This window comes from Candidatus Flexicrinis affinis, from assembly GCA_016716525.1.
GTDB classification, from domain to species: domain Bacteria; phylum Chloroflexota; class Anaerolineae; order Aggregatilineales; family Phototrophicaceae; genus Flexicrinis; species Flexicrinis affinis.
In genome coordinates this window covers 301,010-324,180 of the sequence record JADJWE010000001.1, presented here as the reverse complement: position 1 = coordinate 324,180, position 23,171 = coordinate 301,010, and the positions used below count along the sequence as shown (strand labels likewise).

Here is a 23,171-nt window from a genome sequence, read left to right as displayed (position 1 = left end):
TGCGTTAGCTCACGGAAATCCAGCGGCGCTCGTGCGTGGATTGGCGCACCGCGTCCATCGCGATCTGAGTAGCAAGGCCGTCGGCGAACGTGGCGGCCGTGTTGGGCTGGCGGCCCTCGCGGATCGCCGCGCACAATTCATGCATCATGCCCACGACCGACACGTTCCAGATGCCTTTATTGACACCCGGCAGCACGGCGTTCGGATCGGCCTCGCTCATGTCGACGAAGTCCTCGCCAGCACGCGCGACCATCAGCTTTTCGTCGGCGTCAAACAGCCTGATCGTCCCCTCACTGCCGAAGATCTGCGTCTGATTGCCGACGGTGTGCCGCGCCGCGCCGCTCATAAAGCACGTCACCAGCGCCCCGCTCTGCATCTCCGCGGTGAAGCTGCACTGATCGTCTGCGGTGGCGACCCACGACTCGCCGGTCGACTTGTCGACGCGATTGGGCACCATCGTCGCGATCTGGCCGGTCAATGCGCCGATGTCCCCGAGCCAATAGCGGATCAGGTCGAACTGGTGCGATCCGTTGGCGCCTAACCGCCCACCGCCCATTTCGTCCAGCGACCACCAGTCACCAGCGGGCCGCGAGGCCGGGTCGCCCCACGCCGCACTGATGTTGACGAGGTTTGCGTGGCGCACTTCGCCGATGTAACCATCCGCGATGAGCTGACGGATCTTGCGGCGATTCGGGTTGAAACGGAGTTCGTGTCCGATCGCATGCACGCGGCCGAGTGCATCGGCCTTTTCGAGCATCTGGCGTGACTCGTCGGCGTTCATCGCCATCGGCTTCTCGCACAGCACATGCGCGCCGGCCTCAAGCGCCGCCAATGTCATCGGCGCGTGGTAAATCGTTGGGGTGGCAATCGCGACGAAGTCCACCGGATGACGGTCGATCATCGCCTTCCAATCGTCATACGCGTGCGGAATTCCGAACGCGCTGGCGGCATCCTGCGCACTGGACGAGCGTGCGCTCGAGATGGCGACAATCTCGACATCGTCGATCGTCTTCAGTGCCGGCAAATACGCCGCTTTAGCAAAACTGGCGCCGATAACGGCTGCTCGTATGGTCATGTGTTCTCTCTCCTCTACCACAATCCGCGTTCGCGCAGCACGCGGCCAACGGCATCCAGCCCGTTCAACTCGGCTTCCGAGTAGTTGCGCGAGATCAAGACGCCGGCGGCACCACCGTCGAATGCGGCGTGGGTTGCGGCATGCACCTCTTCCGGCGTAATCGGCTTGCTGGTTCCGCCGTCACCGACGCCGACGCCAATCCCCGGATAGACTTTGCACTTGCCGCCGGTATCGGCGACCAGGTTTTCCGTCCAACGCTTGACGTACTCCGGCTTGAAGCCGGCCATCGGCGCCTCGTCGCGCGGAGCGATGAAGTCGTCGAGGCCCAGCACCGTCGCCAGCGCGTTGTACGCGCCATCCGGCGATGCGTCGGCCAGTACACCCTTTTGCCACGAGTCGGCAAAGTTGGCGAAGCGTGCGCCCGCCGGCGTGTTGTAGAGCACCGGCTTGAGGAAGTCGGCGTAGAGGCCGTAGTCGGACTGGTCGTACTGCGCGCGCAGGTACGGGTTGTAGGTATTGATCACCTGCCAGATGCCGAGTCCAACCTCGTGCTTGGGGTCGGAGAAGCGAATCATGCCGGCGACTTCGTGATAGAACGCCTGATGCGCATCCAGCCACATCTTCTCCCACATCAGCACTTCTGGTGCGTGCAGCAGATGGCGCAGCAGCGTCACGAACACACCATCACGCGGGCGATCGCCTTTGCGCACGCCTTGCAGGAAGGCGTCGATCTTGCGGTAGCCGTCGATGGCGCGCTGCACGTCGATCCCGCGCGCGCGCGCTTCAGCCACGAAGTACTCGTCGAAGCCCGTGCTGCTGTCCGCGCGGAAGATGTCCATCAGCGGGCTGTGGCGCTCGATGCCCCACAGCATGCCATCGAGGTCGTGATTGGTGAACCAATCGTCGATGACACTGCGCCACAAGGCACGATAGCCGGGGTTAAGCAGCGACGGACGCGTCGCCGTCCGGCCCCAGTGGTCGCGGTCGAGGAATTGATGGAAACCGGGTTGCCAGATGTGACGGATGCCCGAGCTCGACGTCTCGCAGTAGTAGGTATAAACCTTCATGCCGCGCTGCTTGGCGGCGGGGATGACATCCGCGAGCGTGTCGAAGCCGTCATACAGCGGATCGGGCGCCATAAGGTTGTCGGGATCATAGACATCGTAGTGGGCCGGGTGCGGGTTCCAGAACGCGCCGCCCTTGAGATGATCAGGCTCCTGCACGCCGTGATCGGGGAAGCCGTACGCTGCACGGCCGGCGTTGCCCCGGCTCCACGACAGCGCCGAGATGAACAACCCGTTGACCCCGGCGCGCTCTTGCAGCAGGTCGAGCACGGCTTCGACACCTTCGTCAATGAAGCTAATCGCGCCGATCTGAATTCCGACAAACGTGTTGGGCATGAGGACTCTTCCGTTTCGTGGTATGGCCGAATAGCGTACGTTAGCGTTTGCGCAGGCGTGGATCGAGGAAGTCACGCAGCCAGTCGCCCAGAATGTTGAGCGACAGCACGGTCAGCATGATCGCAATGCCCGGGAACACGGCGATCCACCAGTATCCCCCGATCAGTCCGTCGCGGCTTTCGGCAAGGATGCCGCCCCACGTCGGCACAGTCGGCGGTACGCCGAGGCCGAGGAATGACAGCGAGGCTTCGGACAGGATCACGCTGGCGACGTTGAACGATGCGATGACGATCAGCGGCGCGATGATGTTGGGCAGAATGGCGCGCAGGATGATTTCGCGGTCGCGCGCGCCGATGCTGCGCGCTGCCTCGACATACTCTTTTTCGCGCTGGGAGAGTGTTTGCGCACGGGCGATGCGGGCATAGGTCACCCACTGCCCGACGCCAAGCACGATCACGAGGTTGCCGACACCGGGCCCGAGCACGACCAGCACCAGAATCGCCAACAATATGAAGGGAAACGCGAGTTGAATATCCGCCACGCGCATGATGAAATCGTCGATCACGCCGCCGAAGTAGCCGGCGAATATCCCGAGCATTGTTCCGAGCACTCCGCCGATCAACATGGCGGCAAACCCGACAGCCAGCGATACCCGCGCACCGTAGATGACGCGAGACAGCAGGTCGCGTCCCAGTCCGTCCGTACCGAGGGCATAGTCGACCCCGCCGGCGTCGTTGGTGTGCAGCGGCGGCAGCAGGCGCTCCATCAGGCTCTGGCGATTGGGATCCTTCGGCGCGATCTGCGGGCCGAACAGCGCGAAGAACGTCATGGTCAGCAGCACGATCAAGGCGATAACTGGCCACTTGGCTTTGAACATGCTGTCACGCATGCGCTTCCAAATCGGCGGTTCTTGGGTCTTTAGCGTGATGACCTCGGGTTTCGGGTCTGAAGGGTGATTCGCGGGGGTCATGCTGGGGCTCACTTCAGCCGGATACGCGGGTCAAGTTGAACGTACAGGACATCGACAATCAGATTCAGGATGATGAACAGGAATGAAAACGACACGACGGATGCCAGTACGAGCGGGATGTCACGTTGGTTGATGGCGTTGAACACCAGCCGTCCGACGCCGGGCCAGCTAAACACCGTCTCGGTGACGACCACGCCGCTCAAGAGGAACCCAAACTCGAGACCGAGCAGCGTCACGACCGGCAGCAACGCGTTGCGGAGGGCATGCCGTGTGATGACAACGCGTTCTGCCAAACCCTTCGAGCGCGCTGTGGTGACGTAGTCCTGCGAGAGCACCTCGAGCATCGACGATCGCACGAGGCGCGCATTGCGCGAGAGCGAGAACACGCCGATCGTCAGCCCGGGCATGATCAAGTGGCGGATCGCCTCCGGCACATTGCCGATCGCCGCTGCGAAATCCCCGGTGAAAAGCGGTTGAAGCACCGGCACATGGCCGGAGATCGGCAACCATCGCAGGCCAAGCCCGACGGACAAGATGAGCATCAGGCCGAGCCAAAACCCGGGCACGGATTGACCGAACATGGCCACCAGCATGATGCCGCCATCGAGCGGGCTACCGCGCCGCATCGCCGCGATAATGCCGATGGGTAGGGCGATCAGTGTCGATAGGATCATGGCGAACAGGGTCAGCTCAAGCGTTGCCGGGAGTCGCTCGAAGACCAGGTCGAGTGCCGGCTTCCGGGCGCGCAGCGAGTCGCCGAGGTCGAGCCGTGCCAGGCCGACGACGAACGACAGATACTGTTCGTGCAGCGGCCGATCGAAACCGAGCTTCTGCCGTGTCTCGATGATCTCTTGCTCCGATGCGCGTTCGCTCACATACAGATAAGTCGGATCGCCCCCGAGGTGCAGCGAAAAGAACGCCAAGAGTGTCACACCGAGGATGACGATGATCGATTGCAGTAAGCGTCGAGTGATGTATGTTCCCATGAGACCTGTTCGCTAACGGGGTGCGCGGACCCGTGAGCCCGCGCACCCAGTCGGTACCGATAGAGCTTACTGGAGTGTAGCGCTGAGCACGCCGATCTGCTCGTCGCGACGCGGCGTCCACTCAAGGCGGTTGCTCACACCGTAGAAGTCCGGCTGGAAGTACAGGAACAGCCACGGCGGATCGTTGTACATGATCTCGAGCATCTGGTTGATGAGCTCGCGCTCTTCTTCGGGCGACTTGCCAGCGGTCTGATCCCAAAGCTCGAACCACTCTGCGTTGTTCCAGTTGGTGTAGTTCGTGCCGGCATCGGGCGCGGACAGGTCGGCCATGTCATACAGCGCGGCCCACGTGGCGCCGCCAGTGCCGAGGAAGAACAGCGGACCGACGTTCTTCTCACGGATCCGCGGCACGTACTCCGACGACCAGTCGAGGATTTCAACGTTAGTCTGAACGCCGACATCCGACAGGTACTGACCGATCGCCAGCACGACGTTGGCATCGTTTAGGTAACGGCCACGCGGACCCTGCAGCGTGATCTCGAAGCGCACGCCGTTCTCGCCACGCGGGTAGCCCGCAGCATCGAGCAGTTCTTCGGCCTTGGCTGGATCATACGGATACGGCTCGAGGGCCGGGTTGCCGTTGGGCGGGTTGACCATGCTGGCCGCGCGCTCGCACTCGGTGCCGAGCAGTTGGGTGCAGATGGTCGGGACATCGACCGCGTACTGCAGCGCAACGCGGACTTCGGTCTTGGCGATGGCTTCGGCGCCGGGCTCGTTGGCGAACGCCTCACCGAACTGGTAACCGACATACATACGGCGAGTGCCCTGAACGGCCTTGACCGTCGCGGTGCCGGAGTTATTGATGGCGTCGACCTGATCGGGCGGGACGTTGGCGATGACGTCGACGTTGCCGGCGATCAGTTCAGCGGTACGGGTCGAAGCTTCAGGGATGACGCGCCAGTAGATCTTCTCGAAGAACGGATCGCGCAGCGTGTAGCCCGGGACCTTCTCGATCAGCACGTAGTCGTCACGGATCCACTCGACGAACCGATAGGGGCCGGAGCCAACCGGGTTCTCGGCGGCTTCTTCCAACGAGATGCTGGAGTAGTAATCCATGCAGTGCACGTACACCTCGGAGATCAGGCCGAGGCGGACGGCTTCCGACTGCGGGCGATCGGTCACGATGGTGACTTCCAGTTCGCTGTCGGCGCGTGCTTCAATGAAGCCGATCGACGGGAACACGAAGCCCGAGGTGTTGCCAGTGAAGGCGTTGGCCGGGTCCTTCGCACGGTTGAACGAATAGGCGACATCTTCTGCCGTGAGCGCTTCGCCGTCGTGGCAGGTCAGACCTTCGTTGAGCGTAAACGTCCACTCGGTGCCATCCTCGGAGATCGAGTAGGAGTTGGCCAGATGCGGCTCGAGCGTCCCCTGCTCCGAAATCTCGTAGACGGTGGCGAACATGTGGTTGAAGATGTTCGACTCAGCACGGGAGTTGACGAGCGCTGGCTCAAGCGCGCCGACATCCACGGTCTGGGCGATAACGATGGTGGTTTCGTCCGGGGTCTGGGCGCCGAGCGGCAAGGCCGTCAGCAGCAGCGCCAGTCCAAGGAGCAAAGCAATGAATGGGCGGCGTGACATCGGGTCTGTCTCCTAACTCAATACATCAGGTGGCGTGGCATGTCGGAATCTCGCTGCGATGTGGTCGATAGTCATGCTCCTTTCGTTCGAAGGCCGATTGACGCAAGCTGTTCGTCGAGAGTCACCAGACGGCGCTCCCGACTGGACACGATGCAGGCCTCCACCATTGCGAGTGAATGAAGGTGGTCGCGGGCGCTGCATTCCAGTGGTTTCTGATCAACCACAGTATCCACGAACGCATCGAGCAGTCCGGAGGTCTCCGTGATCCACTGCTCGTGAGGTGGAAGATCGACCGGCGTGAGCGCCGCATCGAACTTCTGCGCACAGTAGAGGTCGCCGAACTGGTGCTGCTGGCTAAGCACGCCGTTGGTGCAGTCCGTACGCCATTCGAAGCGCGGCTCGGTCCAACCGCTCTGCCACGTGCCTTGATAGTTAACGATCAGTCCGCCGCCGAAGTCGAACAACGCAGCGACGTTCGCGTCGCTGGCATACATGCTCCACGGGGGATTCCACGTATGACATATCACGCTGACAGGCTCCGCCTGATAGACGAAGCGCAGCAGGTCGAAATGATGGATCGATTGTTCCCACAGCATGGGCTGATCCATCGTCAGCGGGTACTTGTTCAAGTCGGGACGGTTGCCGTCACGCCAGCGTTCATAGGTGAAGCGCGCGAACGAAGGCGCGCCGACCAGCCCGTCGGCGAGGATCTTTCGCACGGCGGTCGTAACCCCGAGATAGCGAAAGTTCAGCCCGACCATGATCGGGACGCCTGCCTGCTCGCCGATTTCGGTGAGGATCGCGGCTTCAGACACACTCAGCGCCAACGGCTTCTCGATCAGCATCGGCATACCGCGTTCCACCGCCGCACGCACTTGGCGTTCGCGGCCCACCGGCGGATTGGCGAGCACCAGCGCATCGGCATCCGACACAGCGGCGATCGCTTCCTCGGCGCTCGAATACGCGGGGCGCTGACCGTACTTGCTGGAAGCACGGTCGATGGCCGCCGGGTTCGGATCGACCCATGCGGCGATCTCACACCGCGGCGACCGGTGCAGCACTTCGGCCCAGTGCAGGCCGCGCACGCCGAGACCGGCGACAATCACGCGCAGCGTCATGGGACACGCTCGCTTTCTTGCTGAAGCCACATGACCACTGAGGCAAGTCCGTCGCGGAAGGATGTCCACGCATTGAAACCGGTATCGTGCGCAAGCCGGGTGCCGGTCATCGCGCCGCGATACGGCGGAACCTGCGGGTCTAGGAGTTCCACGTCCGCGCCCGGCAACACGGCCGCGACAGCGCGCGCGATCTCAAGGTCGGTGAGCGCCTCGCCCGATGTGACGTGATACAAGTCGTGATTGAGGGATGGCGCGCCCAGAAGCGCGACAAGCGCCTGCCCGATGTCGGGCGCGTACGTCCAATCCATGCGATCGCCATCGGATGGGACGCGCAGAACGCGCTGCGACATCGCGTCGTGCAGCAGTCGCATCACGCGGCTAACGCGCGGGCGGGTCTCACGCGCGATTTCGGTCGGGCCGTAGACGCTGCCAAGGCGGATACTCACGACGTCCTGTCCGTAGTCTGTGCGCAGCGTTTGCGCGACCAGTTCGATCGCGCGCTTGGCCGCCATGTAGGTACCGGTCGCAACGGGCAGCGTCTCTTCGGTGTAGACCGACTCCGGGCTGCCGCGGAACACCGCCGACGAACTAACGACGATTGTTCGCTTGGCCCCAGCGGCCGCCGCCCATTGGAGCACGTCGAGCGCCGGATCGAGGTTTGCACGGTAGTTTTCGATTGGCGACTGGTTCGCTTCTTCGGGCCCCGCGGTCAACGCGGCGCCGTGAACGACATAGTCCACCGGCACTCGCGGAAGCGACCGGCAGTCGTTCGACAACAGCTCGATCGGGAGGCTCTTCCAACGCTGCGCCAGATCGCTGTCGAAGGATTGATCGACGGCGATGACTCTCATCCCCGTCACCGCCAGCGCTTCTACGACGTACCGGCAGACGAAGCCGCCTGCGCCGGTAACCAGCACCCGCTCCCTCATTAGTCTTCGCCCTCGTCGTCCCACATCTCGGCCAGCAGGTCTCCGCTGGATGCGACATGGATTCGGATAAGGCGGATGGCCTCCTCTTCATTCTTTGCCGCAATCGCCTCGATGATCGGCTGATGGTTGTACGCGACCTGCGTAAGGTCGGCGTTCTGGCGATTGCGCAGCGCCATCACCTGTCGCACGCGCATCGATACGCTGCTCCACGTGAGGCTCAGCAGGTTGTGGTCTGCCAGTTCGATCAACGTGTCGTGAAACTCGCGGTCGATCTGGTTGACGCGGTTCAATTCGTTGGCACGGGCAGCCGAGAGCATGTCCTCGAAGCATTTCGTCAGGCGATCGACCACGTCTGCGCTGGGGCACGCGACGATGCGCTGGATGGCGAACGACTCGAGCACCGCGCGCAGGCTGTACAACTCCTCGATATCGCGCCGGGTCAGTCGGCGAACGACCGCCCCGCGATAGGGTGTAATCTCGACCAACCCCTCGGAACTCAGGGCTTGAATGGCCTCGCGCACCGGCACGCGGCTGACGCCCATTTGGCTGGCGATCTTGCTTTCGACCAGCGGCTGGCCGGGCTTCAGTTCGCCGCTGATAAGCATATCGCGCAGCACGTCCACGATTTTCTCGCGCAAGGGCTTGTTTTCGATCTGCTGCAGGTTCAACTCTGCCATTTGCTTGACAACCCTACGCCCGAAGTTATAATTCCGTGTCGACTGTAAATTGTCGACAACATACAGGAATTGGCGGAGAAAGTAACATGTCCCCGCCGGGGTGTCAAGCAACTCGCTAGAAATCCCCTCGAACTGCGAAGGATTGCGCACCGATGAGACCCGCCACCAACGAATCACACTTGGTCGCCATGGCGGTGACCGGCAATATCTCCCAACCCAGCCTGCGCTATCCCGGCTATACGCTGGACAACAGCGGAATCGGGCGCGTATGGCCCGGTATGTCCGGCGTGGTGTACAACGCACGCGTCGGAGACCCGGCGTTCGGCTGGGCCGGCGATCACGTCGAACCGGGCTCGTCGATCGCCAACCCGGACGCAGCCGCGGAGTTCGCGCTGCATTATCTGACGTGCATGGGCAACCGCGCGATCGTCATGGGCGGGCTGGCAAAGGGCGCAGAGGGCGTGGTGACCGGCGAGCACGCGCGCATCCTTGTCGATTTTGCGCCCGAGACCAACGAGCTGCTGTGTGTCGGAGACCCGATCCAGATTGTGGCGCTCGGCCGCGGGCTCATGTTCACCGATTTTCCGCAGATCGAGATCAAGAAGCTCAGCCCCACCCTGCTCAACGCCATCCCGCTTGAACAGATCGACACACCTTCGGGGCCGAAGATTCGCGTGCCGGTGACGATGGAGCTGCCTCCCCGGATCATGGGATCGGGCGCAGAACTGAACTCCGAGTACGTCGATCAGGACTTGATGTCAGGCGATCGAAGGCTGATGGCCGACCTCGGCATAGACCAAATGCGGCTCGGCGATCTCGTCGTCATCCCCGACCACGATCACCGCTATGGCCGCGGCTTCCGCAAGGGTGCGGTGACGATCGGGCTGTGCATCCATGGCGACTCGGTGATGACCGGCCATGGCCCCGGCATCCTGACGGTCATGACCGCACCGGAACCGGTCATCGAATGGGTTATCGACCCGCGCGCGAACATCGCCAACTACCTTCAGATTGGACACCCGGCATGACTTCGACAACGCTTCGCTCCAACGCCGACAAAGTGATTTGCGTTTCCGTCATGGGGCAGATCGCATCGCCGGGGTTTCCCGGCCTGCCGGCCGAACCATATCGGCTGGACAGCGAGGGGCGTCCGTTCCTGCTGCCGGCTTACGGCGGCATCGTATACAACGTCTCGGTCGGGGACTCCGCGTATGGCTGGCTTGCCGATACGGTGCATCCGGGCGTGAGCATCTCGCTGAAGGACGACACCGGCAACCGCGGCCTGAACATCCTCGCCTGCGTGGGCAACACGGCCGTCGTGATGACCGGCGAGGCAAAAGGCGCGCGCGGGGTCGTTACCGGTAAATCGGGCCGCTTTTCCGAACACGTCATCATTCACTTCGAAAAGGCAGTGCGCGAGAAGATGGCGATTGGCGACAAGATCGTCGTCCGTGCGATGGGCGTCGGGCTGGAACTGGCCGACCACCCCGGCGTGATGCTGAAGAGCTGTTCGCCGGAACTGCTCAACGGCTTGGAAGCGACGACCGGACCGGACGGCAAGCTAAACGTCTCGGTCGTCGGCCATGTGCCGGCGCACCTGTTAGGCGCGGGCGCTGGCCTCACCAGCGAGGGCGGATCGCTGCACATCCAAACGGCCGACAAGGCGGCACTGAAAGAGGCCGGCCTCGATTCGTTGCGCTTGGGCGATGTCGTTGCGCTATCGGACTACGACAGCAGTTGGAACCACGGCTACCTGCGCGGCGCGGTCGGCATCGGCGTGATCGGCCAAGGCGACAGCCCGCGCGCCGGTTACGGCCCCGGCGTCACCTTGCTGATGACCAGCATGGCTGGGGGGATCAACCCGATCGTCAGCGGCAGTGTCAACATCAAAGATATCTTCGGGCTCAAGGATTAGGAGCGTGTCATGACAGACGGTCGGTACATCAAGCATATGGCGTTCGCAGTCAAGGACGCAGAGCTCGCGATGAAGCAGTACCAGCAGTACCTCGGCGTCGGGCTGGACGGACAGATTCACGACTACCCGAAGTCGCGCAACCGCGTGGCAATCTTCAACGTCGGTGATGTCGAATATCAGCTCTGTCAGTCGATGGACGAAGGCGGGCGCTTCGATGCGTGGATCAAGGAGCGCGGCTACGAGGGGCTGCACCACATCTGCTATGCGGTGCCGGATATCGACGCGGCGCTGGCCGAAGCGCAGGCACACGGCGCCACGCTCAAGGAGTGCAGCGCGTGCAAGGTCACGGGAAGTCATCTCCACCCCGAGGGCTGGGTCGCCTTCCTTGAGCAGGAAGCCGGCGGCATCGAGCTGGAACTGATGCAGGTGTACACGCCCGAGCAGCTTGAGGAATACAAGGCCATCAAGGGAATCTAGGGATGGGAATCACGTTGGTGCGCGTCCCAGTCGACGCGCTCGAGTCGTTCACCTTCAGCGCTTTTCGCGCGATGGGCGTACCGGAGGACGAGGCCCGCTATTGCACGCGTGGGCTGATGCAGAGCGAGCTCCGCTGCCTGCCGGGTCAGGGTCAAGGCGTGCGCCGTTTGCCGGTCTATTACGAACGCATTCGAAACACGTACATCGTCCCCGGCGCACCCTTTGAAATCGTCAAAGAGTCACCGGCGCTGGCGCTTGTCAACGGCCATAACGGCATGGGATCGGCCGTCGCACAACGGGCGATGGAGCTTGCGATTCAGAAGGCGAAGATCAGCGGCATCGGCACAGTCGTCGTACGCGACAGCACGCATTTCGGCTCGTCCGCGGTGCCGGCGCGGCTGGCCGTCGAGCAAGGGTGTATCGGCGTCGCCATGACGAATGCAGGACCAGAGATGGCGCCATGGGGTGCGGCAACCGGCGTCGTCGGGACGAACCCATGGGGCATCGCGGCGCCGACCGGTGGCGACTTTCCGGTCGTGCTCGACATCGCCCTTACGACCGCCGGCAAAGGCATGATGCAGTGGTACGAGCGCGAAGGCAAGAAGATGCCGCTCGACTGGGCGCTGACGCCGGAGGGCGAAGAAACCGACGACCCGGCCGCTGCGATGAAGGGCGCGCTGCTCGGGATCGGGCAGTACAAGGGCTATGGGCTTTCGATGCTCACCGACGTGATGACCGGCGTACTCGGTGGCGGTGGCTTCGGCCTCGCGCCCTACTCGAACCCCGCCAAGCAAGACGTATCCCACATGATGATCGCTATCGACATTGCGTGGTTCATGCCGTTGGACGAGTTCAAAGCGCGGATGGACCGCTTTATCGCGGATATCAGGGCGGCCAAGCTGCGGCCGGGATTCACTGAAATTCTCGTCCCCGGCGAGGTCGATTACCGCCGCGAAATCGAGTACCGCAAGAACGGCGCGCAGTTGGACGCTGTGATCTTCGATCAACTTGCGGAACTGGCCGGCAAGCTCGGCATTGGGTTCCCATTCGATCGAGAGGTAGTCGTATGACGAACCCAGTCCAAACGCTGGCGAGGCCGCTTGCCGCGCGGGTCGCAAACCTGCCCGCACCGGATGACACGGTCGTCCGCGCAGACGTGCCGGAACGCGTCGCGAAGGCCGCCGTGCAAGCGATGGCTGACGGACACACCCATTACACCGACCGGCCCGGCATCCTGCCCCTGCGAGAGTATGCGGTCCGGTTCCTCAAAGAACGCTTCGAGGTCGAATACGGTGCCGGCGACGTCACCATTACGTGCGGCGCAACCGAAGCGCGATTCGTCGCGCTCAAGCTACTGGTCAAGCCCGGCACGACGATCATCTGCCCGGACGGTCTGCCAGAAGTGCATGCGGCGGGTGTGCTGCTCGGCGCGCTGGTCGTATCCGGTGAAGCGGGTGTGTCCGGTGACGCCGTGGTTGTACTGAGCGCCGCCAGCGATCTTTCAACGATTGCCCGGCTCACCCAAGTTGCTGACAGCAATGGATGGTGGGTGGTCTTCGATACATCCGGCGCCGCGTCGATGCACCCTGCTCAGCGCGAGGCGCTTGCGCCGCGTGTCGTCAGCATCGGCAGCTTATCGAGTGCCCTGCCCGGGTGGCGCGTTGGCTGGATGGCCGGCTCATCGATGGCTGGCAAGCTGCGCGCCTACAAGCAGAGTATGACGATCTGCACGACGAGTGTGTCGCAGTGGGCCGCGCTTGGCATCACTGAAGGCGAGGGTTAGTCCGATGTCTTTGGAATCCAACGTCCCGGAGAACGTACGCGCCGTTGCGGCGAACGGTACGCAACTTCGGTATAAGCTGATGGAGTTGACCGCGCAGTATCCCGACGCCATCGCGCTCGGGCGCGGCGATCCCGATTTGCCCACACCCGCGCACATTCTGTCGGCGGTCGAGGACGCCATACGCCGGCAAGCCATCGCCACGACTCCGGTCATCGGCATGCCTGACCTGCGCGAGGCGATCGCGGCGAAACTGCGCCGCGAGAACGGCCTGTCGATTACGCGCGAGAACGTGATCGTCACGACCGGCGGTCAGGAGGCGCTGTACCTGATCATGCAGGCGCTGCTCGACCCGGGCGACGAGGTGCTTGTGCCCGATCCGCGCTACACGACGTACGATGAGGCGATCGAAAGCGCGGGCGGCTCGTTCGTGCTGGTCCCGACCGACCATGAGGACGCCTTCAACCTGCGGCCCGAAGCGGTCGAAGCGGCGATTACGCCGCGAACCAAAGCCATCCTGATCATCACGCCGATGAACCCGACCGGCGGCATCGTCACCGAAGACCGTCTGCGCCAGATCGCCGAGATTGCCAAGCGTCACAATCTGATCGTGATCTCGGACGAGATTTACGAGAAGTTCGTCTACGATGACTGGAAGCACTTCAGCATCGGCTCGCTGCCGGGCATGGAGGATCGCACAATCACCCTCAACGGGTTCTCCAAAGCCTATGCGATGACCGGGTTCCGGGTCGGCTATGTCGCCGCGCCGGTGAACTTCATCGACGCGATGGCGCGCGTCAAGGCGATCACCACCGGGCCCGCGGCCAGCATCAGCCAATGGGCGGCGCTGGCGGCGATCACTGGGCCGGACGAAGCCATTCACGAATTCCAGCGCATCTACGCACGCCGCCGTCAGATCATGATGGACGGCCTGAGCGCGATGGGTCTCGACTACAGCGATCCGCGCGGCGCGTTCTTCCTATGGACGAACAGCTCGTCTACAGGCATCCACGCCACCGAGTTGTCGTACCTGCTGCTGGCCGAAGGCCGCGTGCTGATCTTCCCCGGCACCGGTTTCGGCGAGAATTGGGGCGGCTATTTGCGCATCAGCGTACTGCAATCCGATGAACTGCTGAAGGAAGCGTTGGAGCGCATGAAGCCGATCATCATGCGCTACCGGACGTAATCGTGTGTATCTATAGAGAAAGCGAGCAGGTCGTATGCAGTCCTTGACGGTCGGAACGGCAAGCGCTGAACCCGGAACGCGCGTCCGCGGCGTCATCCCGGTGACCAACCTGCCGGGCGGGCGACCGCTCGATATCCCGATTATCGTGATTCACGGGGCGCAGCCCGGGCCGTGCGTGTGGGTCGATGCGGTCATACACGGCGACGAGCCGGAGGGCACGCTGGCTTGTCATATCGTCGACAGCCGGCTCGACCCGGCGGCTATGCGCGGAAGCGTCGTTCTTGTTCCGGTTCTCAACGTGCCCGCGTACGAGGCGGCCCAACGCGGCAACCCGCTCGACACCTTCAGTTATGACCTCAATCGCATCTATCCGGGCAAGGCGGACGGCTACCTCACCGAGCGCCTCGCGCATAAGCACAGTGTGTGGCTGCGCGAGGTTGCGACCTACGAAATTTCCATTCATTCGGGCGGTGCGCACTCGTATCTGTCGGAGACGATCTTCGCGACGACCGATGAGAAGGCGATCGAATTGGCCCAAGCGATGGGCAGGGATTGGAAGCTGATCCTCAAGAGCTTCCTGCCCAAAGGCAGCCCGCCAGCCGTCATGTACGAAGCCGGCAAACAGGGCATCACGGTCGAGTTGGGCGGGCGTCCAGCCACGTCTCCTGCCGATTTCGACCGCTGCGGTCGCGTGTTGGCCGACGGCATTATGAACGTGCTGCGTCATTACAAGGTGATCGACGGCGCGCCGACGTACGCCGACACGTGGCACACCGGCGTTCAACACGCGCTGTTGGCTCCGGTCAGCGGTCTGTTCCTCGCCGAACCTCGCTTGCAAGTGCAGGTTCCGATGAAGCAAGGCGACCTGATCGCGCGGATTGTCGACGTGTACGGCGACCTCTTGACTGAACTGCGCGCGCCCGTCGACGGCATGATCTTCGGCCTGCGCGCACTGCCGAACGTGCAGACCGGTGACTGGTGCTGCTTCTACGCTGAGATTCAAGGCGAACTGAGCCGGGCGTTCTGAGGCACGGCCGATGACGCTGATCGAGCTCCTGCAAGCCCTGATCCGAATCCCATCACCGAACCCGCCGGGCGACACCCGCGACATCGCCAACTACGTCGCCGACTGGATGCGTGGTATCGGCTGTACCGTGTCGATGCCGGCTCCGGAGGTCAAACCGGAAGCGGTCAACGTGATTGCCACGCTCGGCAGCGGCGACCCGGTCATCATGCTGCACGCGCACATCGACACCGTACCGATCGCCGCCGACGAAGCGCAACACTGGCATGTCGATCCGTACGCGGCAGTGATCGAGAACGGGCGCATCTACGGCAAAGGCAGTGTCGATGACAAGGCCCCGCTGGCCGCCATGATGCATGCGATGGCAAAGATCGCCAGCACCGGCGGGACAAAGCGCGGAACTATCGTGCTGGTCGCAGCCGCCGAAGAAGAGGTGGGCGGGCGGTTGGGCACGCGCTGGATGGCCGACAACGGTCATCTGCCGATGTGCGACTTCATCATCGTCGGCGAGCAGACCCACAACCGCGTCGCCACCGCGCACAAGGGTGTGGTGCGGGCCACCGTCCGCGCCACCGGCCGAAGCGTGCACGCCACCAACCCGGACCGCGGCGTCAACGCGATCGCGGCGATGGCACGCGCGGTACTAGCGTTGGAGCAGTATCACCGTGACCTGTCGCAGCGCGTCCACCCGATCGTCGGTGTGCCGACCTGCAACGTCGGCGTGATTCAGGGCGGCAGCACGGCCAACGCCGTCCCCGATTCGTGCGTCGCGTACCTCGACCGACGCATGATCCCCGGTGAGGACCCGGCCGTCGTACAGCGCGAACTCTCGGACGTTGTCGCGGGGGTGAACGCCGCGCCGGCGTCACTGTCGGTTGGCGACTTTCTGGTATCGAACTGGTTTAGCTCATCGGTCGACAGCCTGCTGGCCAAGTCGTTCCTCGATGCAGTCCAAACGGAACTCGGCGCCGATCCGGGGCCGGTCGGTTACCTGCCGGGAAGCGACGCCAAGCACCTGACGGGCGTCACACGCGGCGAAATGGTCATCTTCGGGCCGGGCAGCTACGAGGTTGCTCACGCCTTCGACGAATACGTCGAAATCGGCGAACTCCAAGCGACATCCAGCATCATCAAACGATTCATGACACAGACCTTGAACGGCGGTGAACCCTTATGAAGGCAGAGACGGTTATTGCAGGCGCGGACGTCATCACCGAAACCGGGCAGCACGCGCTCGACATCGCGATATCCGGCGGCAAGATTGTGGGGCTGCTTGAGCGCGGCGCCGAGGTGGAGGCAGACGAGCGCATCGACGCATCCGGCATGCTGGTGATTCCGGGCGCGGTCGACATCCACTTCCACTGCCGCGCACCGGCCTACCCCGCCCGCGGCGACTTTGCCACGGAGACGCGCGCCGCGGCCGCAGGGGGTGTCACGACCATCTTCGAAATGCCGATCAGCAAGCCGTGCTGCGCCACGCGGGACATCTTCCTCATGCGCAAGGCCTTGGCTGAGGAGAACGCCTACGTCAATTTCGCACTGTATGGCGCCCCGGGCCTACTCAGCCGCGACGAGGTCCAAGGCATGGCGGCCGAAGGGGCGATCGCGTTCAAGATCTTCACGACGGCTGCCCCGGCAGGCCGCGACGACGAATTCGAGGGGTTGTGCCTCCCCACCACCGATGGTTTGTTTCAAGCCCTCAAGCTGGTCGAGGAGACCGGCCTCGTTTGCACCATCCACGCCGAGGACAACACGCTTCTCGAATGGAACATGGCGCGGCTCAAGGCGGCTGGGCGCAACGATATCGCCGCGCACAACGAGTCGCGCCCGCCGATGGTAGAAGCCCTTGCCATTGCGACGGTGCTGACGATCAATGAGGCGGTCGGCGCGAACGTGCACATCGCGCATGTCAGCTCCGAGCACGCACTCAACGTCCTGCGCCAATTCAAGGCGGCAGGGTCGCAGGCGACCGGTGAGACCTGCCCGCAGTATCTGTTCTTTACAGAAGACGACCTCGCGCGAGTCGGCCCGTACGCCAAGATCAACCCGCCGCTGCGCACATACATCGATCAGGAGGCGCTGTGGGGCGGCTTGTTCGATGGCACCCTGCTGGCAGTCACCACCGACCATTCCCCGTTTACGGTCGAGGAGAAAGAGCGTGCCCGCACCGACATTTGGCGAACTCCACCCGGCGCACCGGGTGTCGAGGAGCTGGTACTCGGAATGATGGACGCGGCACTCAACGACATGATACCGCTTGAAAAAGCCGTCTCGCTCATCAGCACCAACGGCGCGAAGCGCTTTGGAATCTATCCGCAAAAAGGTGCGATCGGCGTCGGCGCGGATGCGGATCTAGTGATCTACGATCCGTCGCAGACGACGACCATTAGCGTCGACATGCTGTTCAGCAAAGCGCGCGACTGCGACAAGCTGTACGAAGGCAAGACATTCCGAGGCAAGATCCGCCGCACCCTCGTCAACGGGCGAACCGTGTTCCGCGACGGCGAGGTCACCGGGCAACCCGGCTGGGGACAGTTCGTCCGGCCGAATGCGTCGCGCATCGAAAAGGGATTCTAGGCATGGGCTACGACATCGACTTCAGCGAGTATTTCCTTTACGACGACCTGACCGCACACCTCAAGGGGCTGGCCGCCGCGTACCCGAAGCTCGCGGCGCTCGAGTCTCTCGGTCAAAGCTGGCGCGGCAGGGATGTGTGGTGCATGACACTGCGCAACCCGGACACCGGACTGCACACCGAGAAGCCAGCGTTCTACATCGACGCGCACGTACACGCCGAGGAAGTCGCCACCTCGCACACCGCGCTGTACACCATCTGGTACTTGCTTAACCATTACGGGAGCGACCCGGAAGTCACGTGGCTCCTCGACAACCTGACGTTCTACATCATCCCGCGCGTGAATCCGGATGGTGCCGAGATCAGCCTGACGACGGCGCACCACTGGTGCGGCAACGGGCGCTATCTGCCCGGCGAAGAACAGACGCGCGGGCTGGTGCAGAAGGACATCAACGGCGACGGTTTCATCGTGCAGATGCGCGTCGAGGACCCGGCCGGCGAATGGCGCATCTCTGATGCCGATCCGCGCCTGATGGTGCTGCGCAAACCCGGCGAAAACGGGACGGGACCGTACTACCGGCTGTATCGCGAGGGCGAAATCGTCGGGCCGTGGGACGGCGTCACGATCGAGATCGAGAAGCCGCGCGACGGCAACATGAACCGCAACTATCCGGCCGGATGGATCAGCGGCGAGCGGCAGTATGGCGCCGGAGATTACCCGCTGTCGGAACCGGAGGCACTGGCGACCGCGCGCTTCATCCTCGACCACCCGAATATCATGGGCATGCAGTGCTACCACACGCATGGCGGCCTGCACCTGCGCCCCTCGCTGGTCGCGCCGGACAGCACGCTGCCGCGCTTCGACCTCGCCGTGTACAAGACCATCGGCAAAATGGCGACCGAGATCACCGGCTATCCGACCATCTCGGTCTACGAGGAGTTCACACCCGACCCGTCCGAGCCGCGCACCGGATCGCTCATGCAGTGGTCGTACGACGAGATGGGCATCATCACGTTCTCGACCGAGCTTTGGAACCCGGAGCTGGCCGCAGGCATTGCCGACCCGGCCAAGTATCAGGTGCGCGCGCGGTCGCTCGACGACGAGATCGCGCTGCTTACGTACAACGACGAACACCTCGGCGGACGCGGCTTCGTCAATTGGACCCCGTTCGATCACCCGCAGTTGGGCAAGGTCGAAATTGGTGGGTGGACGCACATGTTCACGTTCCGCAACCCGCCGCCCGCATCGTGGGCAGCCACCGACGCGGCACGTGGCTTCCTGCACGAGACGATTCACAACAACTGCCTGTTTACGCTCAAGCATGCGGCCTGCACACCATTGGTCCGAATTACGGATCTGACCTCAGAACCACTGGGCGCGGACCTATACAAGGTGTCGGCCGTCGTCAAGAATATCGGTTATCTACCGACTCACATGACCCAACGCGCGCTCGAGCATCACATGGCCGGCACCGTCAAGGTCGACTTGACGCTGCCAGCAGGCGCCGAACTGATCATGGGCGAGGCCACGGTCGACCTCGGCCATCTGGCGGGCCGCGACGAGCGCAACGCGACGTGGTCCCCGTGGCTGCGGCAATGGTCGCAGACGTCGCGCAAGGCGGAGTGGCTCGTGCGTGCATCGGCCGGTGGAACCCTGAGTATTACGGCAAGCGCGCAGCGCGCCGGTACCGATCGGAAGCAGGTTGCTCTGTGAACACACCGCCAGCCTTGAGCGAGGCGTTCTATCGGCGTAAAGTCGCCCAGATCCAAGCGCAGCTCGAGCGCGAGAAGCTCGACGCCATGCTGCTGCTGGACGTCTACAATGTCATCTACGTGTCGGGGTTCTTCCACATCCCGTCCGAACGCCCGCTCGGCCTGCTGATCCCGGCCAAGGGGGCGCCTGCGCTGCTCGTGCCGCAGCTCGAGCTTGAGAACGCGTCGGCCGGTTGGATCACCGACATCCGTACGTATTTCGAGTACCCCGGCGAAGAGCACCCGGTCGTGTGGATGGTGCGCGAGAGCGGCGCCAAGCGGCTCGGCATCGACACGCTGACGGTCGACGTTTTCCGACGCATCCCGGCCGAGGTCGTCATGACGCCGATGGTCGAGCAGATGCGATGGATCAAGGACCCCGAAGAGCTGCGCCTGATCGAGCAGGCCGCGCGCTACGCCGATTACTGCCTTGAACAGGTCAAAGCGCATGCCGCCGACATTATCCGCGGCGGCGGCACCGAGCTTGACATCCTCGCCCAGTGCGTGGGTGCGACACGGGCCAAGATGCAGGCCGAAGTCGGCGAGGTGTTCCGGTTGTCGGGCGGGGGTGTCGTCGGTACCGTCCACAGCGGCGAGCGCGCTGCGCTCCCGCACGGATCGCCGCTGCATCGCAAGCCTCTGCGCGGCGAGTCGTTGATCGCAGGAATCGGCGCGTCGGTCGGCGGGTATCACGCCGAAAGCGGCGCGACGTTCCTCGTCGGCGAGCCCAAAGGCGACCGGATGCGCTGCCTTGAGGCGGCCGCAGCGTGCGATGCGGCAGCAGCAGCGGCGGCGCGTGCGGGCAACCCGTGCCACGAAGTGAACCGCGCGGCATTGGCCGTGTTGAAGGACCGCGGGTATGGCACAGCGATCCGGCACCGGATCGGGCATGGCATGGGCTTGCAGGGTCATGAGGCTCCGTGGCTTGCGCCCGGTGACGCCACCGTGATGCGGCCCGGCATGGTGTTCTCATGCGAGCCCGGCATCTACCGCCCCGGCAACGACGGCTACCGGACGATCAACACGTTCATCATCACCAACAGTGCACCGGCGGTTCCGAGCCGGTTCCTCGCAGACAACCCGCCATCGGCGCGGGTGCTGCCGCTTTAGCCCAACTGCATATTCATCGTAGAACCCGAAGGATGTGAGAGATGCCGGAACCTGCTGCATGGCGTTACCAAAAAATCATCACCTCGATGTTCGATATGCCGGTGACGCACACCCTGTTCGTCAACGCGCGCGTGCTGACGTGCGTCGGCGATGAGGTCATCGAGCCGGGATTCGTCCACATCGCCAACGGCAAGATCGCGGCGGTCGGGCCGATGATCGAGCAGCCCGCAGCCGACGGCGCGAATGTCATCGACTGCGCCGGCAAGACCGTCATGCCCGGCATGATGAATTCGCATGCGCATCTGGCGTGGGACGGCGTGCACGACCTCGCCCGCCAGTCGATGGACGACGACCCGCAGATCAGCGCCTACAAGTCGGCGGCCAACATGCTCAAGAATCTGCGCGCCGGCGTTACGCTCGTCCGCGACCTCGGCATGAACAAATCCAATCTGTTCGCCAAGCAGGCCGTGGAGCAGGGAATTTTCCCCGGACCGCGTCTGCTGGTGTGCGGCGAGGCGATCATTCAGACCGGCGGCCACACCTACTGGTGCTGCCGTGAGGCCAGCGGCGCCGACGAGATGCGCCGCGCTGTGCGCGAACAGGTACGCGGCGGGGCCGACCTGATCAAGATCATGGCCTGCCACGACACGCTTGAATTCACCGACGCCGAACTGGAAGCCGTGATTGACGAGACGCACCGCAACGGCCTGCCGATCACCGCGCATGCGACCTACAACGACTGCATCAAGCGGGTGGCGCAGTTTGGTGTAGATTGCGTCGAACACGGCGGTTCGATGGACGACGAGACGATTCAATTGCTGATCGACAGGAAGATCCCCATCGTCACGACGTTCGCCCCATTGGTTATGCAAGCCAATGAAGAGGTCGCGCGCAAGTTCAATATCCCCGAATGGAAGATTGAGGAACGGAAGAAGGCGGTCGCCAACCCATCGCGCTATGCGGGGCTGGTCAACGCGGCCAAGGCCGGCGTCCCGATCGGGTTTGGTACCGACGCAGGCAGCCCGGCCGTCGGTCACGAGATTGTCGCGCCGGAGCTGAAGTTCATGGTCAAGGTCGGCGTCGTCAGCGACAATTACGCGGCGGTGCGCAGTACGACTTCGGTGGCGGCGCGCATCAACCGCGTCGAGAAATCGCTCGGCACGTTGGAGGCCGGCAAGGCGGCGGACGTGATCGTCGTCGACGGCAACCCGCTCGACGACCTTGACGCGCTGAACCACGTGGTGATGACCTTTATCGGCGGCAAACGGATGATCGGCGTCGGAGCATAATGATCAACAGCCGGGTTCGCGGCCTCCTTCCGCGAGATCGTGAAGTCTGGTTGTTCCTGCTCTACAGCGCGGCACTGCACATCGGCTACTTCGGTGTCGCAGATATCGTGCTGAACTTCTATTTCGTGAGCCTCGGCCATGACCCGGCCACGATTGGCGTGCTCCAGTCTCAACCGCGTTTAGCCGGGTTGCTCACCAGCATCCCGATCGGAATCCTCGCCAACCGAACCGGCGTCCACCGCATGCTCGTCATTTCGACGGTGGGGATCGCCGCCATGATGCTGCTCCAGATCGCCTTTCCGACGCTGACGATGCTGTTCATCGCGCAATTCATGGTCGGCGTGTTCTACGGCGGGCAGCAAATCGCCGTCGCGCCGATGATGATCACGCTCGTGCCATCAGACCGGCGCACGCGCTTCTTCGCCGTCCATAACGTCATTGCGATGGCGACCATGGCCGCAGGCAGCTTCATCGGCGGGCATTTGCCGGCGATCATCGTGAACGCCACGGGCCTGGGCCTACCCGCGATCGACCCGGCAAGCGCGCAGACGCCGTTCGCCTATGGCTCGACCATCGTGATCGGCGCGATTCTCATACTGATCGGACTAATTCCGTTCTGGTTCGTGCGCTCCGGGCGCAAGCCGCGCAAGGTCGCGCAGGTGGCCGAACCCCCGCGTATGGCGGTGCCGTGGCGCAAGCTCACGGTGATGACTCTGCCCATGCTGGGTTTCGGCTTCACCGGCGGCCTGACGTTTCCGTTCTACAACCTGTTCTTCCGCACACAGTTCGGCGTACCGGACGACGGGGTCGGCACGATCCTCAGCATCGGCTGGTTCGGCATGGCGCTCATTCCCATGCTCAACCCGTGGTGGGAGCGGCGTTACGGGCGCGCGTGGTCGCTCGGCATTCTGCTCAGCCTCGCCGCTGTGTCATTCCAGATCATGGCGGTGTCATCCACGCTGGTGTTGTGCGTCGTCGCATTCATCTTTGCCATCTCGTTCCGCAACTGCATGCAGCCTTTGTTCCAGCCGCTGACGCTCGACCACCTGCCGGCCGAACTGCATAACAACATCAGCAGCATGAGTATGGTGATGTGGAACGTCGGCTGGTATGTTGCCACTCTGATCAGTGGCTCGCTGCAGCAGACTCACGGCTTCGACGTCGTCTATACGATCGTCGCGGTCGGCGTATTCGCCACCGGCGCGAGCGTGGTCGCCATCTTCCACCGCCGCCGGCCCTACGCGTTTGAAAGCGCGTGATCGCACGGTAT

21 protein-coding genes are annotated in these 23,171 nt (G+C 63.3%); 13 read left to right on the top strand and 8 right to left on the bottom strand.

What is annotated here, in order from left to right:
* Positions 1-4: 4 nt before the first annotated feature.
* From IPM16_01305 to IPM16_01270, 8 genes are all read right to left on the bottom strand, one after another.
* A complete protein-coding gene (locus IPM16_01305; protein MBK9121746.1) occupies positions 5-1,069 on the bottom strand; it encodes a Gfo/Idh/MocA family oxidoreductase in 1,065 nt (354 codons plus the stop codon).
* Positions 1,070-1,089: 20 nt separating this feature from the next.
* Positions 1,090-2,475: a hypothetical protein gene (locus IPM16_01300; protein ID MBK9121745.1), complete on the bottom strand. Its 1,386-nt coding sequence runs from the start codon at positions 2,473-2,475 to the stop codon at positions 1,090-1,092.
* Positions 2,476-2,515: 40 nt separating this feature from the next.
* Positions 2,516-3,445, bottom strand: coding sequence for an ABC transporter permease (locus tag IPM16_01295; GenBank protein MBK9121744.1), 930 nt, complete (start codon positions 3,443-3,445; stop codon positions 2,516-2,518).
* 8 nt (positions 3,446-3,453) lie between these two features.
* Positions 3,454-4,431, bottom strand: a complete 978-nt coding sequence (locus tag IPM16_01290) for an ABC transporter permease (protein ID MBK9121743.1) — start codon at positions 4,429-4,431, stop codon at positions 3,454-3,456.
* A gap of 66 nt (positions 4,432-4,497) precedes the next feature.
* Entirely contained in the window at positions 4,498-6,069 is a 1,572-nt protein-coding gene (locus IPM16_01285; protein ID MBK9121742.1) for an ABC transporter substrate-binding protein, read from the bottom strand.
* A gap of 71 nt (positions 6,070-6,140) precedes the next feature.
* Positions 6,141-7,187: a Gfo/Idh/MocA family oxidoreductase gene (locus IPM16_01280; GenBank protein MBK9121741.1), complete on the bottom strand. Its 1,047-nt coding sequence runs from the start codon at positions 7,185-7,187 to the stop codon at positions 6,141-6,143.
* Positions 7,184-8,116: an NAD(P)-dependent oxidoreductase gene (locus tag IPM16_01275; protein ID MBK9121740.1), complete on the bottom strand. Its 933-nt coding sequence runs from the start codon at positions 8,114-8,116 to the stop codon at positions 7,184-7,186. Before IPM16_01275 ends, IPM16_01280 begins: the two co-directional genes overlap by 4 nt.
* Entirely contained in the window at positions 8,116-8,793 is a 678-nt protein-coding gene (locus IPM16_01270) for a GntR family transcriptional regulator (protein ID MBK9121739.1), read from the bottom strand. Before IPM16_01270 ends, IPM16_01275 begins: the two co-directional genes overlap by 1 nt.
* A gap of 152 nt (positions 8,794-8,945) precedes the next feature.
* Between IPM16_01270 and IPM16_01265 the strand changes: the two genes are divergently transcribed.
* The 13 genes from IPM16_01265 to IPM16_01205 are packed head-to-tail and all read left to right on the top strand — an operon-like array spanning position 8,946 to position 23,160.
* Entirely contained in the window at positions 8,946-9,821 is an 876-nt protein-coding gene (locus tag IPM16_01265) for a DUF4438 domain-containing protein (GenBank protein MBK9121738.1), read from the top strand.
* Positions 9,818-10,708 (top strand): DUF4438 domain-containing protein, encoded by an 891-nt coding sequence (locus tag IPM16_01260; protein MBK9121737.1) that lies wholly within the window; start codon positions 9,818-9,820, stop codon positions 10,706-10,708. The genes IPM16_01265 and IPM16_01260 overlap by 4 nt, the downstream gene beginning before the upstream one ends.
* Positions 10,709-10,717: 9 nt before the next feature.
* Positions 10,718-11,185: a VOC family protein gene (locus tag IPM16_01255; GenBank protein MBK9121736.1), complete on the top strand. Its 468-nt coding sequence runs from the start codon at positions 10,718-10,720 to the stop codon at positions 11,183-11,185.
* Positions 11,186-11,187: 2 nt separating this feature from the next.
* Positions 11,188-12,255 carry an Ldh family oxidoreductase gene (locus IPM16_01250; protein ID MBK9121735.1) on the top strand — a complete coding sequence of 356 codons (1,068 nt, stop codon included), beginning with the start codon at positions 11,188-11,190 and terminating at the stop codon, positions 12,253-12,255.
* Positions 12,252-12,968 (top strand): hypothetical protein, encoded by a 717-nt coding sequence (locus IPM16_01245; protein MBK9121734.1) that lies wholly within the window; start codon positions 12,252-12,254, stop codon positions 12,966-12,968. The genes IPM16_01250 and IPM16_01245 overlap by 4 nt, the downstream gene beginning before the upstream one ends.
* A 4-nt stretch (positions 12,969-12,972) precedes the next feature.
* Positions 12,973-14,151: a pyridoxal phosphate-dependent aminotransferase gene (locus IPM16_01240; GenBank protein ID MBK9121733.1), complete on the top strand. Its 1,179-nt coding sequence runs from the start codon at positions 12,973-12,975 to the stop codon at positions 14,149-14,151.
* 34 nt (positions 14,152-14,185) lie between these two features.
* Positions 14,186-15,178, top strand: coding sequence for a succinylglutamate desuccinylase/aspartoacylase family protein (locus tag IPM16_01235; protein MBK9121732.1), 993 nt, complete (start codon positions 14,186-14,188; stop codon positions 15,176-15,178).
* 10 nt (positions 15,179-15,188) lie between these two features.
* The gene (locus IPM16_01230; GenBank protein MBK9121731.1) at positions 15,189-16,352 is read left to right on the top strand and encodes a M20 family metallopeptidase; all 1,164 of its coding nucleotides are present in this window, start codon (positions 15,189-15,191) and stop codon (positions 16,350-16,352) included.
* Entirely contained in the window at positions 16,349-17,752 is a 1,404-nt protein-coding gene (locus tag IPM16_01225; GenBank protein MBK9121730.1) for an amidohydrolase family protein, read from the top strand. The genes IPM16_01230 and IPM16_01225 overlap by 4 nt, the downstream gene beginning before the upstream one ends.
* A gap of 2 nt (positions 17,753-17,754) precedes the next feature.
* The gene (locus tag IPM16_01220) at positions 17,755-19,464 is read left to right on the top strand and encodes a peptidase M14 (protein MBK9121729.1); all 1,710 of its coding nucleotides are present in this window, start codon (positions 17,755-17,757) and stop codon (positions 19,462-19,464) included.
* Positions 19,461-20,612: an aminopeptidase P family protein gene (locus tag IPM16_01215; protein ID MBK9121728.1), complete on the top strand. Its 1,152-nt coding sequence runs from the start codon at positions 19,461-19,463 to the stop codon at positions 20,610-20,612. The genes IPM16_01220 and IPM16_01215 overlap by 4 nt, the downstream gene beginning before the upstream one ends.
* Positions 20,613-20,653: 41 nt before the next feature.
* Positions 20,654-21,901: an amidohydrolase family protein gene (locus IPM16_01210; protein ID MBK9121727.1), complete on the top strand. Its 1,248-nt coding sequence runs from the start codon at positions 20,654-20,656 to the stop codon at positions 21,899-21,901.
* A complete protein-coding gene (locus IPM16_01205) occupies positions 21,901-23,160 on the top strand; it encodes an MFS transporter (protein MBK9121726.1) in 1,260 nt (419 codons plus the stop codon). The genes IPM16_01210 and IPM16_01205 overlap by 1 nt, the downstream gene beginning before the upstream one ends.
* Positions 23,161-23,171: the final 11 nt, after the last annotated feature.